9 protein-coding genes and 1 pseudogene are annotated in these 14,311 nt (G+C 55.7%); 9 read left to right on the top strand and 1 reads right to left on the bottom strand.

The window, feature by feature from the left end:
• The first annotated feature begins 85 nt into the window (after window positions 1–85).
• From CA948_RS06590 to CA948_RS06625, 8 genes are all read left to right on the top strand, one after another.
• Complete coding sequence (locus tag CA948_RS06590) at window positions 86–1,792, top strand: putative 2-aminoethylphosphonate ABC transporter permease subunit (protein ID WP_420866722.1); 1,707 nt, start codon at window positions 86–88, stop codon at window positions 1,790–1,792.
• A 7-nt stretch (window positions 1,793–1,799) separates the two neighbouring features.
• Window positions 1,800–2,666 (top strand): phosphonoacetaldehyde hydrolase, encoded by an 867-nt coding sequence (gene phnX / locus CA948_RS06595; protein WP_108727629.1) that lies wholly within the window; start codon window positions 1,800–1,802, stop codon window positions 2,664–2,666.
• Window positions 2,667–2,704: 38 nt separating this feature from the next.
• Window positions 2,705–3,724, top strand: a complete 1,020-nt coding sequence (locus CA948_RS06600) for a putative 2-aminoethylphosphonate ABC transporter substrate-binding protein (protein WP_094197023.1) — start codon at window positions 2,705–2,707, stop codon at window positions 3,722–3,724.
• Window positions 3,724–4,854 (top strand): TIGR03364 family FAD-dependent oxidoreductase, encoded by a 1,131-nt coding sequence (locus CA948_RS06605; RefSeq protein ID WP_108727630.1) that lies wholly within the window; start codon window positions 3,724–3,726, stop codon window positions 4,852–4,854. The genes CA948_RS06600 and CA948_RS06605 overlap by 1 nt, the downstream gene beginning before the upstream one ends.
• 333 nt (window positions 4,855–5,187) lie before the next feature.
• A complete protein-coding gene (locus tag CA948_RS06610) occupies window positions 5,188–5,775 on the top strand; it encodes a GNAT family N-acetyltransferase (protein ID WP_108727631.1) in 588 nt (195 codons plus the stop codon).
• Window positions 5,776–5,896: 121 nt separating this feature from the next.
• Window positions 5,897–6,724, top strand: a complete 828-nt coding sequence (locus CA948_RS06615) for a Hachiman antiphage defense system protein HamA (protein ID WP_108727632.1) — start codon at window positions 5,897–5,899, stop codon at window positions 6,722–6,724.
• Entirely contained in the window at window positions 6,714–9,851 is a 3,138-nt protein-coding gene (locus tag CA948_RS06620; RefSeq protein WP_203226757.1) for a DEAD/DEAH box helicase, read from the top strand. Before CA948_RS06615 ends, CA948_RS06620 begins: the two co-directional genes overlap by 11 nt.
• 188 nt (window positions 9,852–10,039) lie before the next feature.
• Window positions 10,040–13,354: an NERD domain-containing protein gene (locus tag CA948_RS06625; protein ID WP_108727633.1), complete on the top strand. Its 3,315-nt coding sequence runs from the start codon at window positions 10,040–10,042 to the stop codon at window positions 13,352–13,354.
• A gap of 156 nt (window positions 13,355–13,510) precedes the next feature.
• Here CA948_RS06625 and radC read toward each other — a convergent pair.
• A pseudogene (gene radC, locus CA948_RS06630) lies at window positions 13,511–14,025 on the bottom strand (RadC family protein).
• Here radC and CA948_RS17600 point away from each other — a divergent pair.
• A complete protein-coding gene (locus CA948_RS17600) occupies window positions 14,017–14,172 on the top strand; it encodes a hypothetical protein (protein WP_159086124.1) in 156 nt (51 codons plus the stop codon). The pseudogene radC and the gene CA948_RS17600 sit on opposite strands and share 9 nt — an antisense overlap.
• The last annotated feature ends 139 nt before the right edge of the window (window positions 14,173–14,311 follow it).

A 14,311-nucleotide genomic window follows, 5' to 3' on the forward strand; every position in this document is an offset into this window, starting at 1 on the left:
GCCACAGCCTGGCACTGCGCCCCTGACATCCACCACCCTGTATAGCCTGCCTATAGCTAAAACCAGCGTGAAGAACCACCCCTTGATTCGCCCCGTGCTGCCGGCCTGGATAGGCTCGGCAGTACGACGCATCTTATTGATTGCCCTGTTTGCCCTGCTGATCCTCTTTCTGGCCTTGCCCATGCTGTTTATCTTGCTGCGCGCCATCCAGGACGGTGACGGGCAGTTAGTGGGCGTGGGGCAGTTCTGGTCGATTATCAGCGCACCCGGCTTTATGTCCATGGTGGGCCGCAGCGTGCTGGTCGGCGTAACCACGCTGATTATTGTCATCCCCGCCGCCTACGCCTTTGCCTTTGCCCTGCAACGCTGTTGCATACGGGGCGCAGGCATGTTCCGTGCCCTGGGCCTGTTGCCCTTGCTGGCTCCCTCCTTGATGCCGGGTTTATCGTTGATTTACTTGTTCGGCAATCAGGGCTTGCTGCGCCACTGGTTGGGCGGCGAGACAATTTATGGTTTCTGGGGCATTGTGCTGGGTGAAGCCTTCTACACCTTCCCGCATGCTCTGATGATTCTGAGCACGGGGCTGGCCCTGGCCGACGCTCGCCTGTATGACGCCGCCCGCGCCATGGGTGCGAACTCCTGGCGCCGTTTCTTGACGGTGACACTGCCCGCCAGCCGCTATGCCATCTTTTCTGCTGCTTGCCTGGTCTTTACGCTGACCGTCACCGACTTCGGTGTACCTAAAGTCGTGGGTGGCTCCTACAACGTACTGGCCATGGAAGCCTATAAAGCCGTGGTCGGTCAGTTGCAGTTCTCCAAAGGCGCCGCCATTGGCGTGCTGCTGCTGATTCCCGCTGTGCTGACTTTCTTTCTGGATCGCCACCTGCGGGCTCGTGCCCGTGGCCAGGCTCAAGGATCGCTGAGCGCCTATTCGCCCCTGCCACACCGTCAGCGCGACCGTTATTTCACCGCTGTCCTGATACTGGTTTCCCTGGCCATTCTGACGATTGTGGGCATGGCGGTCTGGGCCTCGCTGATCAAGTTCTGGCCTTACAACCTGAGCCTGTCCCTGAAGTCCTACGACTTCAACAATATGGACGGTGGCGGCTGGTTGGCCTGGCGTAACAGTCTGACCATGGCCTTGTTTACCGCCGTTCTGGGCTCGGCCCTGATCTTTCTGGGTGCCTGGGTACTGGAGAAACTGCCAGCCCGAGGCAAGGCCGAAAAAGGACTGTACGGCATGCTGCACATGCTGGCACTGGCCCCTATGGCCATTCCCGGTCTGGTGCTGGGCCTGGGCTACATCTTCTTTTTCAATCACCCCGAGAACCCCCTGGCGGGACTGTACGGCTCCATGACCTTGCTGGTGCTGTGTACCGTCATCCACCTGTACACCAGTGCTCACCTGAACTTTGTCACTGCTCTGAAAGCCATTCCCGGCGAGCTGGAAGCGGCGGCTGCGTCCCTGAAAGCGCCACGCCTTTCCACCTTGATGGGCGTGACCGTGCCACTGTGCCTGCCCGCCCTGCTATCGGTTTCGCGCTACCTGTTTGTATCGGCCATGACAACCGTGTCTGCCGTGGTCTTTCTGTACAGCCCGCAAACCGTGCTGGCCTCGGTCGCGGTCATGAATATGGATGATGCCGGCTTTATTGGCCCGGCTGCCGCCATGTGTACGGTCATCATGCTCAGCTCCGGCTTTGTCTGTCTGCTGGTTCATGTTCTGAGCCGTGCCGCCTTGCGCCGCAGCCAAGCCTGGCGTTCCACCTCTTCCCTTTCCCCAACCCGATAGGACCGCAATGCCATCCCCTACTTGCGCGAATACGCCATTAGCCACGCCACGCTCCCAGGCCCCGCGCCTTGAAGCCCTGATCTTTGACTGGGCCGGTACGCTGGTGGATTTTGGCTCCTTTGCCCCGACCCAAATTCTGGTGGAAGCCTTCAAATGCTTTGACTTGACCCTGAACCTGGACCAGGCCCGCAGCGCCATGGGCATCGGTAAATGGGACCACATCAAAGCCATGCTGGCACTGCCTGAGGTGCATGCCCAGTTCATGGCCCTGCACAATCGTGAGCCCGATGACAGTGATGTGGACCGTATCTACAACACCTTCTTGCCCATGCAAAACGAGCGCGTGGGCGAGTTTTCCACCGCCATTCCCGGTGCGCGCGAAACGCTGTCCTGGGCACGCCGCCAAGGGCTGAAAATTGGTTCCTGCTCCGGCTATCCGCGCCTGGTGCTGGACAACCTGCTGCAACACGCGCACCGCCAGCAAGTGCTGGTGGACTACCACGTGGCTTTTGACGAAGTCCCCCAAGCGCGTCCCTGGCCTGCCATGGCGTTGGAAAACGTCATTCGCCTGGAGATCACGAATGTCGGTGCCTGCGTGAAGATTGACGATACCCCGGTCGGTATCGAAGAAGGTCGCAATGCCGGCATGTGGACCGTGGGCTTGCTGCTGTCGGGCAACGCCGCTGGCCTGACCGAGCTGGAATTTCTGGCTCTGGACGAGCAAAGCCGCCAAACCCTGCGCGATCGCGCAGCGGCCACCTTTGCCCATGCCCAGCCCCACTACCTGATTGATACCGTTGCCCAACTACCCGCCGTGATTGAGCAAATCACCGAGCGCATGGCCCAGGGCGAATGCCCTGCCGACTCCCTCTAACCCCCACCCCCCTTTTGCTGTCACAAGGACACTTCTCCATGAAAACCATTGTTCTGAGCTCCTTGGCTGCCGCTTTGATGGGCGCCGCTTCCCTGGCTCAAGCCGCTACAACCCTGACCGTCTACACGGCGCTGGAAGCCGATCAGCTCAAGGCTTATCAGGCTGCTTTCGAGAAAAAAAATCCCGATATCAAGATCCAGTGGGTACGCGACTCCACCGGCATCATTACCGCCAAATTGCTGGCTGAAAAGAACAACCCAAAGGCTGACGCCGTCTGGGGTCTGGCCGGCTCCTCACTGGGTTTGATGGCCAGCCAGGACATGCTGCAACCCTACGCTCCCCAAGGCCTGGACAAGATCGACGCCAAAATGCGCGACCAGAACAACCCGCCTAGCTGGGTTGGTATGGACGGCTTTGCCGCTGCCCTGTGTGTCAACACCATTGAGCTGGAAAAAAACAAGCTCCCTATGCCCACCTCCTGGGAAGATCTGACCAAACCCGAATACGCCGGCAAGATTGTTATGCCTAACCCCGCCTCCTCGGGTACCGGCTTTCTGGACGTGAGCGCCTGGCTGCAACTGTTTGGTGAAGACAAGGGCTGGGCCTTCATGGACGGTCTGCACAAGAACATCGGTGCCTACACCCACTCCGGCTCCAAGCCTTGCAATATGGCCGCTGCTGGTGAATACACGATTGGCGTGTCCTTTGACTACCGTGGCGCTCGCCTGAAAGAAGAAGGCGCTCCCCTGGAACTGGTGTTCCCCAAAGAGGGCCTGGGCTGGGAAATCGAAGCCGCTGCCATCATGAAAGGCACCAAGAACCTGGAAGCCGCACAGAAACTGGCTGACTTCTCCGCCAGTGAAGAAGCCAACCACTTGTACAAGACCAACTTTGCCGTGCTGGCCATTCCTTCCATCGCCACGGCTAACCCACATCTGCCTACAGACCTGAACCAACGTCTGATCGACAACAACTTCGTCTGGGCCGCTGAGAACCGCGAGCGCATCATCGAAGAGTGGACCAAACGTTACGACGGTAAATCGGAAGCCAAGAAGTAATGAACACACAACACTACGATGTAATCGTGGTGGGGGGCGGCATCCTGGGCATGGCACATGCCTGGGCGGCTGCCCGCCGCAAGCTGAGCGTCGCTGTGCTGGAGCGCAGTCACCAGGCCCAAGGCGCCACCATACGTAATTTCGGTCAGGTTCTGGTCACTGGCCAGGCACCAGGCATCATGATGGATCTGGCTCGCCAAAGCCGCGGTCTGTGGTTGGAACTGGCTGAGCAAGCCGGTTTCCATGTACGCAGCAATGGCTCGCTGGTGCTGGCACGCAATCATCTGGAACTGGAACTGCTGGAGGATTTTGCCCAGGGCCGTGCCCAAGAAGAAAACGTCGCCTGCAAAATGCTCAACGGCAAAGAACTGGCCTCCCTATTTGATGGCCGTTTGGGGCATCACCACGGAGCGCTGCAAGGCTTTGATGATTTGCAGATCTACTCGCGCGACGCCCTGCCCGCCATCACCAGCAGCTTGCAAGCCATGGGCGTGGATGTGTACACCCAGGCGCATGTGCATTATGCGCAAGAAGGCCAGGTACACAGCAGCGCGGGCAACTTCACAGCCAACAGCATTTTTGTGTGCCCCGGCCACGACTACAGCAGCCTGCATCGCGACCTGCTCGACACTGTCAAACCCTCGGTCACCCGTTTGCAGATGCTCAAAGTGCGCGCGCAAGATACCGGCTGGGCTTTGGACCGCCCTTTGCTGACGGGTTTGTCCTGCCTGCACTACGGTGCCTTCAGCGATCTGCCTCTGGCAGACACGCTGCGTGAACAAGTACAACAACGCCATGGTGTCTTGCTGGATCAAGGCATCCATCTGCTGATCAGCCCCACACCAGAAGGTGACCTGATCATTGGCGACTCGCACGACTACGGTCTGCAAGCCAGTCCCTTCAATCAGGAGGACACCGATCAGTACTTGCTGGCTCTGGCAGAAACGGTGCTGGGTTGCCCGGTACAGGTTTTGCAACGCTGGCAAGGCGTGTATGGCGCCAAAGGCCCTGGACCGTTTTCGGTTCTGCAAGCCGATGGCAGCACGCAAGTGACGGTCATGCACACCGGCTTGGGAATGACTACAGGCCTGGCCATTGGCGAACGCAATATTGCGGCGCGCTACGATTGATCAGTACCCCTGCCCTGCCGCTCCGGCAAGGCAAGTGCCAGAGATAACTGATCTGTATACTGGCCCAAAAAACGCGCAGCCCACGCTGCGCGTTTTTCTTTTCCTAAAGCGTGTGCCTGGATGGCGGAATTCAAGCCCCCAAAACAGGGCAAATCCATGCATTTTCTTACTGGGAATTTCCCATGAGAAACCCAATAGAGTGGAATAAAATACGCCACACAATAGGCCAGAGCGGGCGCTCATGAGCTTTAGCAATCCACATAGCCATGCCGCCAAGTACCTCGTCGCGATTGGCGATGAAATCCCGGCCTACCCCATGACAGGAACGGATCAATGAAAGACAGTGAGAGCGGGTTGCACTTTATAGACTGCAATGAAGCGCAGCATGCAACCGCCATTTTGGCAATTCTGAACGATGCCATCGTGAACTCCACCGCACTCTACGACTATGTGCCGCGCCCACCCGAGGCCATGGTGAGCTGGTTTGCCACCAAACGCGCCAATGACTTTCCGGTGGTCGGAGTGATCGATGAAACCGGCACACTGATGGGTTTTGCCAGTTGGGGCAGCTTTCGCGCTTTTCCCGCCTACAAATACACCATGGAGCACAGTGTGTATGTGCACCCGGAACACCGTGGCAAAGGTTTGGGCAAAATCCTGATGCAAGAGTTGATACGTCGTGCTCGTCAGGCCAATCTCCATACGCTGGTCGGTTGCATTGATGCCAGTAATGCCGGCAGTATCCACCTGCACCAAAGCCTGGGCTTTACGCATGCCGGCACCTTCAAGGAAGTGGGCTTCAAATTTGGCCGCTGGCTGGATGTGGCTTTCTACCTGCTGACGCTGGATACGCCTGCCGAGCCGGTAGACGGCTGGCGAGATCAACCGACTTCTAGAGCAGGTTCTACAGGAACTCGATGAAATCACTGGAAACGACGGTGAATGAAAGTTTCCAGCCAGAAGCAACAGTTTGCCAATGATGCCCTCCATAGCACTGTGACCTAAACTGCTTGCCGGACGGAGACAGAAAAGAAGGACAGGGATGACACAGACCACAACACATACCGCCTGGCTGAAGAAAACCCGAGCCAAAGTCCAAACAGCGGATGGCATTGCAATTGCTGTGTATGAGCTCAACATCGACCACTCTGACGACCTAGCGCTTACGCTATGGGCAAAGCACTTTCGTGAGCACTATTGCCTCGACGCTCAGATTGATCGTCTGAGGAGAGGAACCAAGAAATCACGAGCGCAGTATTTGACGGACTTGGTTTTCCCGGACAAGTCAGAGGACTTTGGACCTGCTACGCGCTCTGGAGACTTCGCAGAAATCTTGATCGCTGACCTTCTTGAAAGTCAACTGGGCTTTTGGACACCACGTACTCGCTACGATGACAAGCTGGTACGAAACGAGTCGCCAAAGGGCACCGATGTGCTCGGGTTCAAGTTTGGCGGCGCTGGCCCTTCCAAGCCGTCCAAGAAAGACACCCTGATTTCCTTCGAGTCCAAAGCACAGCTCAGCGGAAAAAAGGCAAAGGCACGATTGCAAGATGCGGTCAACGACTCAGCCAAAGACGTGTATCGGATATCAGAGTCGCTCAATGCGATGAAACGTCGCCTCATTGCGCGGGCAGATGATGAAGGCGCGGACCGAGTCGAGCGGTTCCAAGATGGACTTGAGGTGCCCTACCTCCGCATGTCCGGAGCAGCGGCCGTCTTTTGCTCCAGCGTCTACGACTCTAACCAGATCTCGAAGACCGACTGTACGGGACATGAAAACGTGGACAACCTCATGGTGATAGTTGTGCATTCCGCAACGCTGATGACGTTTGTTCATGCCCTCTATGAAAGAGCTGCCAATGAAGCCTGAACGACGCACTCGTTTCGCAGCAGCGATCACGCTCTCGAAGGGCAAGATGTACGAGTATGGTGTGCCGGAAGACGATCACATTGCGCTTCCTGAAGGGCTGGATCTGGAGATGCAGTTTCCCATGGCCGTCGGAACCGTGGGCGACTTTGCGTCTGAAACCGTAGCGAAGGTTATTGGCGCGGAAGGCGACGCGCACACGACGCGCGACGAGGTCATCTTCTCGGCCCAGGTTCTTCAAGCGTTTGATGACTCGCTGCTCAACCAGGATCTCTCCTTCAACCTGTGCTTGTTAGCCGCGGCAGGCTTCTACCTCGGTGACGTGCCAGGGAATGCTGCGGTACAGATATCCAAGCTCTCTCAGCTCGCGCCCCCTGAAGGCGACCCGCTCGCTCTTGCTGCAAAGACCGCTATGGACAAACCATGGGGCCAGACAGGCAACATTGTTAACTCATCCTATGCGACAGACCTTCTTGGTGCGCTAGGCGAGCACTTCAAGACCGGTGGCGGGGGTGACAGGGCTACCGCAGCGATCAGGAAGTTGCGCAGTTGGTCTTATGCCGGCGCTTCTGCCCACGAACTGCTGATGGCGGACTTGCTCGGCGCGATAAGCGCGACACGCATCGCAAACTCGGCTTGGACCTTGCTACCGCAATACAGTGAACTGAGCGGAAATAGCTGGCAGCCCTACCTATCTCGGCCCACGTCAATCAAAGAGATGTGGCCATCCCAACGAATGGTAGGTGAGGCTGGCCTCTACAAGGGGCAATCGGGTGTCGTTCAAATGCCTACGAGCGCCGGGAAGTCTAGGGCAACCGAACTTGTCATTCGCTCGGCATTCTTGTCTGCTAGGACCAAACTGGCCTTGGTCATCGCACCGTTCCGTGCTCTGTGCCAAGAGATAGCCAGCGATCTTGAAAGAGCATTCAGGGACGATGGATACAACGTCAACCAATTGAGCGACGCGCTGCAACCGGACATCGAGTTCGATATCTTCGACGTGTCGATCGAGTCGGCGCCCCAGGTTGTTGTGCTGACACCGGAGAAGCTCCTCTACACCCTGCGGCAGGAACCCGACATCGTTCAGAGAGCCGGTCTCGTGGTCTATGACGAGGGACACCAGTTCGACACCGGCACGCGTGGCGTAACTTACGAACTATTACTAACCTCAATCAAAAGGCTGTTGTCCAACTCAGCCCAGAGCGTACTGATCTCTGCGGTCATCCAAAACGCGGCGGCAGTTGCCACATGGCTCCTCAAGGATGAGTCAAGGGTGGTTTCCGACAAGTCCTTACAGGCCAGGCGACTGATCGCGTTTGCAAGCCTCCCTCAGGGCAGAGATGGCCAGCTTCAATTCAATGTCGCGTCCGACAGCGAGCAGGATTTTTTCGTTCCCCGCGTCATCATTCCAGAGCAGCAGCCGCGTCTACCCAGAGAAAAGACGGACCGATACTTCCCGACAAAAGAAAGCGGCTCTATCGCGTTGTACCTTGGCTTGCGCCTTCTGAAAAATGGAGGTGTCGCGATTTATGCGGGCCGAAAGGCCTCCGCAGCAAAAATCATGAGAGACGCGGTCGAACAAACGTTCCGGCGCGGAATTTCACTAGAGCCGCCATCAGCGTACAGCGACCCTGAGGAAATTCGACGCTTCGTAAACCTCTACTCAAAGAACTTTGGTGCCGACGCTTACCTGACGAAGGGCGCTGCCCTCGGAATCTTTGCCCACCATGGAAATACGCCGCAAGGGATTCGGGTTGCAATCGAATACGCGATGCGGCAGCGGCTCATTCGATTGATCGTGTGCACTTCAACCCTTGCGCAGGGCGTCAACCTCCCTATCCGATATCTCCTTGTGACGAGCACCATGCAGGGCCGGGAGCTTATTAAGGCGCGAGATTTTCATAACCTGATGGGTCGCGCTGGACGCGCGGGCATGTATGGTGAAGGCACCGTGATCTTCACAGACCACCGCCTGTACGATGAGCGAGATACCGAATCACGTCGCTGGAGTAACTCCGTCAATCTGATCAACCCCGACAACGCCGAACCAACTGGAAGCACGCTACTTTCGCTCTTCGATCCGATGAAAAACGAGACGGGAACACGAACGTTGGGCAAGCCGAGTCCGGCCGAGTTCGCGACCATGATCGTCGATAATTGGGAGGAGCTGTATGAGGCGATCGGAAACATCTCTACCGAGCTTCAAAGCAAAAAGTTTTCCGTTGGGTCATTGCGAGAGCAACTCAGGGCCAAAAAGAAGATTGTTGAGGCCATTGAGAGTTTCTTGATGACCTATCGCAGCGATGTGGATACCGAGAATTTCGTTGCCAACGCAAAGGATTTGGCAAGCGAAACGTTGGCGTTTTCTCTTGCGGACCAAGAACAACAGGCGCTATTGGCAGGGATATTTGAATCCGTGGCACGGCGCATCGAAGTACGTGTTCCCAATACGGAAGACCAGCATCGCTTCGGGCGCACACTCTTGGGAATCGACCAGGCCCTGGTAGTTGAAGCGTGGGTGATTGAGAACCAGAGTGCGATTGGGGCATCGAAATCGGCCGATGACTTACTCGATCTGCTGTGGCCCCTTTTGGCCCAACTATCTTCTGAAAAACGGCTGATTGATACCGTGCCTGAGGGCGCACTCAAAACGTTGGCCGACGGATGGCTGGCAGGTCGATCTTTCGCAATTCTTCTGCAAGAACTCAATGTACTAGACGCATCATATCCATATGGAAAGTACAAAAAGTCGTTCGATTTGGATTTGGTTGTTGATCTTTGTGAGCAGACCTTTGGTTTTGAATTTTCGTTGCTGCTTGCGTCGGTCAAAGAGTCGTTCGTTGCACGGGCGACGGAAGAGTTAGGCAAGTCGCTCACGGGCCACCTTAACCTTCTACAGAAGAGGTTGAAGTACGGGCTTCCAGATCAAGACAGCATCTCGTATTACGAGGCAGGATTTTCGGAACGAGTGATTGCACAGGCCTTATCAGAGGGGATGATTTGGGAGTCTGCTAGATCCAGAAATGGTGCCCGCAAGTTGATCAGGCAGTATCCGAATGACATCGAAGTGATACTACGTGATTTTCCATCGCACTTCACAGATGTATTCCGCTCCACTGTAGCATCTTAGGAAGATCTGCCTTAAGCGCGGACTATGGACTCGTTTTTCACGCGACAGGACTAATCAAGGCCGGACGCAACTCAGCCAACTTCGTTGTGTACTGTTTGGCACCCTTTACAAGACCCAGACAAAAGCAACTGGCCGGAATACTCAAATATCGACTACGAAGTCGGAAATCTCATGGATGATCCAAACTAATGGGCGCAACACGGCATGATAGGGACGACATTCGTCTCTTCATCGGAGAACGCATCGAACACGCCTCGGATCGCGAGGTTCTGGCTACCGTTTGCGACGCTCTAGAAAAGGGTACCGAATGGGCCTACATATTCGCAAACTTCAACGTTAATGGGCGTCAGGTTGATATTGTAGTCTTCTCTGGCACAACTACGCTTGTCATTGAAGCTAAGGGATACATACAGCCCGTTATGGGCGGTGTGAACGGCAGTTGGACCCAGGTCGGATCGTACGGTAGTCGAAAGCTACGCAACGGATACACTCAAGCCCTTGACGCCAAAAACATCTTGCGAGATGCAGTGGCAGGGCTATTCGGCACTATTTCTGGTTATCCCAACGCCTTGCTAGCCATTGCGCCATCAATTCCTTCCGGATCCTCATTGCCACCAAGTGATTTCAAGGTATCCGTTGGTGGGCAGGATGTGATCGAGGCGGTGCTCAGCGAAACGTCTGGAGCTCTGCTGAGTGAAAAGCAATGCGAAGCCTTAGCAGCTCATTTTGGCCTTGAGCGTGTATCAGGACGAGATGCGGCAATTCATGAGGCTGTACTCACATCAGAACGAACTCTATTGAGGTATGAGTCTTCCTTCTTGGAGTTTCACGGACCAACTGGTAAGCGACTTGAAAACGATCAATACAACCTTGACGACAGACTGATTTCGGCATCTGAGGTTCTGGAGAAGGCGCTGTTGTCACGATCCGCGCTCCTGATCCGAGGGCCGTCAGGCTGTGGGAAGTCTTTGCTGAGTGCACGCATCGCCACGGAATGTCTACATGCCGGAGTGCTACCGATCCACATTCAAGGCAAAGACTTTGAGGGCAAGCTACAAAAGATCATTGACGCTGAACTTGGACTACTCGGCACTTCCGCACGCGATCTTCTAAGTGCGGGCCGACACCTTGGAAGGCAGCTCGTTCTGTTTCTTGATGGCTACAATGAGTGTCCGGAACCTTTGCGCACTGTTTTGACACGAGCCCTACAAGCATTCTCCTTGCGCTATGGAGCGGGTATTGTTCTAACCTCACAAGGTGCCCTGGATAGACAAGATCTTCTATCAATTGAGGAGATTCTCGTCAGTCCGCCACAATCCGCGCTGAAGTCACGGCTCGCAAAACTTAGCCCGGAAGATGAAAATTTTACGAACTGCCAAGCCCTCCTTGAAATAGCGCGCTCAGGTCTAGAAGCAGAACTTATTGGACAGGCCGCCGCATCTCTGCCCGCCGGGGCAAGTAAGTTCCTTATATTCGATACGGTCGCCCGAAGGCGCCTCGGAAATTCCGCAGCGGCGGGAACTCGCGCGCTGTGCGGGTTTGCTGAAGAACTAACCTCACAAACTGCATTCAGTTTTTCGGTACGAGAATTCGACAGGTTTTGCGATGCAACGGGAGTGACAGACACAACGCGGCGCGTGATCCTCGAGTCGCAGCTCGTGTCTCAGCGTGGCGAGAGAATCAGCTTCTCCCACGAGATGTTTTTCTCCGCCTTCATTGCGGAATTTTTGGTTCGCGCCGCGCGCAAAGATTCGGAGCGTGTGCAAGCTGTGCTGCAATCCCCAAGGTTCCATGGCTCCAAGGTTCTCATCATTGGGGCGATTGAGGACGACTCAACGCTAAGGGATGTTCTCGACAAAAATACTGACCAGGGCATCCTGGAGGCTTGCGTCAGAGGGGAGTGTGGAGACGCGGCTAGACGTTTCGTGAACGCAAAGATTGACGTGCTGCTCGCGGAATTGCTCGCAGAGCTCTCTGAACTGCACTTCCTACTGAATGGCGAGGGATGGCATAGCAGTTCAATTGAGACATGCGCACGTCGGCCAATCCTTTCGACGTTTGAAGCTTTTCTTCCTGCAATTGGCTGGCTTCTGATGCAGGGAGTCCACTTCGATAAAATAATGGCGGCGTGTCGTGCTATGGAAGAGAGGCTTGTTGGAGCCAGCCGTGATCTCTATAGGGAGGCAAGGGCCAAAAAGGTGCCATTTCGGCATGAAATATTTGGCCAAGCCTATGTGTTCAATCGCAAGATCGCACTGTCGCAGCTTGTGTCGTTTATCCATAGTGGCAGCCTTAGCTTTCGCCACAGTCCAGGACGTAATTTTGGTGATGCCCTAAAAAGGGCATGGAATGAAGCAACCACGCATAGCGAGTTCTACGTCCTTCTTGGAATCACTAGGCTCACGAAGCAAGCATCATGGGCAGCGCCATATGTATTGAATCTTCTTGAGCGATTGAAGAGCTTGCCTTACCACCTTCAGCTAGCCACGATGGACTTTTGTGTCCATTTGAGAGACGTAGATGATGGCGTCAAGGAAAAGATGATTGCGGCGCTTGAGGACTCCATTGACAAACTCGGCGTGTTCATGAACTCCATAATCCTCGATGCGCTGAAGGGTTTGGGTGGACTAGACGCCGAAGAAGAAAACTATAGAACGGTGGTCTTAAATGAGATCGAAAGAGTGGTCTCCGAGCCAAGCCCGCAGGCCGACACGGAAGCATGGAATATCTTTTCGCGACAATTTGATCACCCATATGACAGCATCTATTGGGAGGAGGTCCACAATCTCGCTGGCGATCAGAAGCGGCAGTTCCTCTTCAAGGCACTCAAAGGGGCGAGCACCGAGTATGTTTCGTTTGTCGGCATTCTGATTCGTCAGCTCGCAGACTTCGGGGATCCCGCAGTTTCTGAGGCTATTGAGCCATGGCTTAGGTTGCCAGCCAAACGGTCGGTCATGCCACAAGATGCGGTCGAGGCATTTTTCGCAGCGCACGAAGCGATGGGAATTTTGAGCCTTCCACTTCCTACAGCTCCGGCATCGCCTGTCGATGTCGATGAAACTATGCGAGCCTGCGGGGAATTAGCTTACTGGGCTTGCCGGCTGAGCGATTACGAACTCGAATCCTCGCTGCAGACGCTCAGTGCGAGAACCACGTTACTGGCTCACTCCGCTTCGGCAAGTGCCGGAGCACTGTGGTCTTCTACATCTCGCATGTTGTCTTCGGATGGAGCAAGAACTCACGTTGCAAAGAGCTATCCGAATACGGCTCTGGTTGTCTGTCGCGATGCACTAAGCAATCGCGAGTTGCAGAAGACGTACGAAGAGCATGGGTTCATGGATAGTCTGGCGCGCATCGCCTCCTTTTCCATTCAAGTGATTGGGCAGTTTGGTGACGCCGACGACCTTCAAAATTTGCGTGGTCTATGCGACGACGAAGGACTAGGTCGTGAGGCACTCGACGCGATAAAGAAGATTGAAGACCGTATCCGTTACCGACAGTAAGTGCAGCAGCGGGGATGTTAATGCCCAGCGGAAACTCTTGTACCGGGCACTATGTCTCTCGGCCCAAAGCAATATTGCCATTTACAGTCGGGCGGTGCGGAATTTTGGGCAACGGTGTTGCCGCGATTTAAGCCAAAAGGGGCCGAGGCCCCTATGCTAGATCAGCCCTCTCTCTGCAAACGACGCTGTATTGGCTCCCGCCACAATGACATGATCCAGCGTGCGAACCTCCACCAGCGTCAGAGCCCCTTTCAGCCGCTGCGTCAGCACCTTGTCGGCACTGCTTGGCTCAGGATTCCCGCTCGGATGATTGTGCGAGAAGATCACCGCCGCCGCATTGATCCGCAGCGCTTCCTTGACCACTTCGCGCGGATACACCGATGCACTGTCAATGGTGCCGTGGAACATCTCCCGGTACTCGATCAGCCGATGGCGCGTATCCAGAAACAGTACCGCAAAGACTTCATGCTCGAAGCCTGTCAGTTTGTTGCGCAGGTACTCCTTGACCAGCGCCGGGAAAGTGAACTCAGCACCACGTTGCATCTTCAGCTCGATGGCCTGGCGCGCTGCTTCAAGAATTTGATCCACCGATGCCGGGCCGGCATTTGGCGCCCTTGGGCGTCACGCACCAGCAAAGCGTCATCGAACGAGGAAAAGGACAGTTGCGACATGATTGTGCTCCGGTTGCTCGGGCGGAATTGCCCGGAACCGTGGCCAGCACGGCGCAGCGCAAGCAGTCAGGGATCGAAGACGGCCGACAGGCCGCAAGCGTGCGAGCACGCGAAGTCATTGACGGCGAGAACGCCGTGATACGGTGAAGGGAACAGCAAGACCGCCTATATCCCACTCAGCCACACGCCCGCCGTTGGCAAGTGCGCAGCACGCGCAGGCCCGGATCAACGGTCCAGGCCGGAGGCGTCAGGGATCAGCGCCGAATGACTGTGATTCGACGGGGCT

The sequence above is a fragment of the Alcaligenes aquatilis genome, assembly GCF_003076515.1.
GTDB lineage: Bacteria > Pseudomonadota > Gammaproteobacteria > Burkholderiales > Burkholderiaceae_B > Alcaligenes > Alcaligenes aquatilis.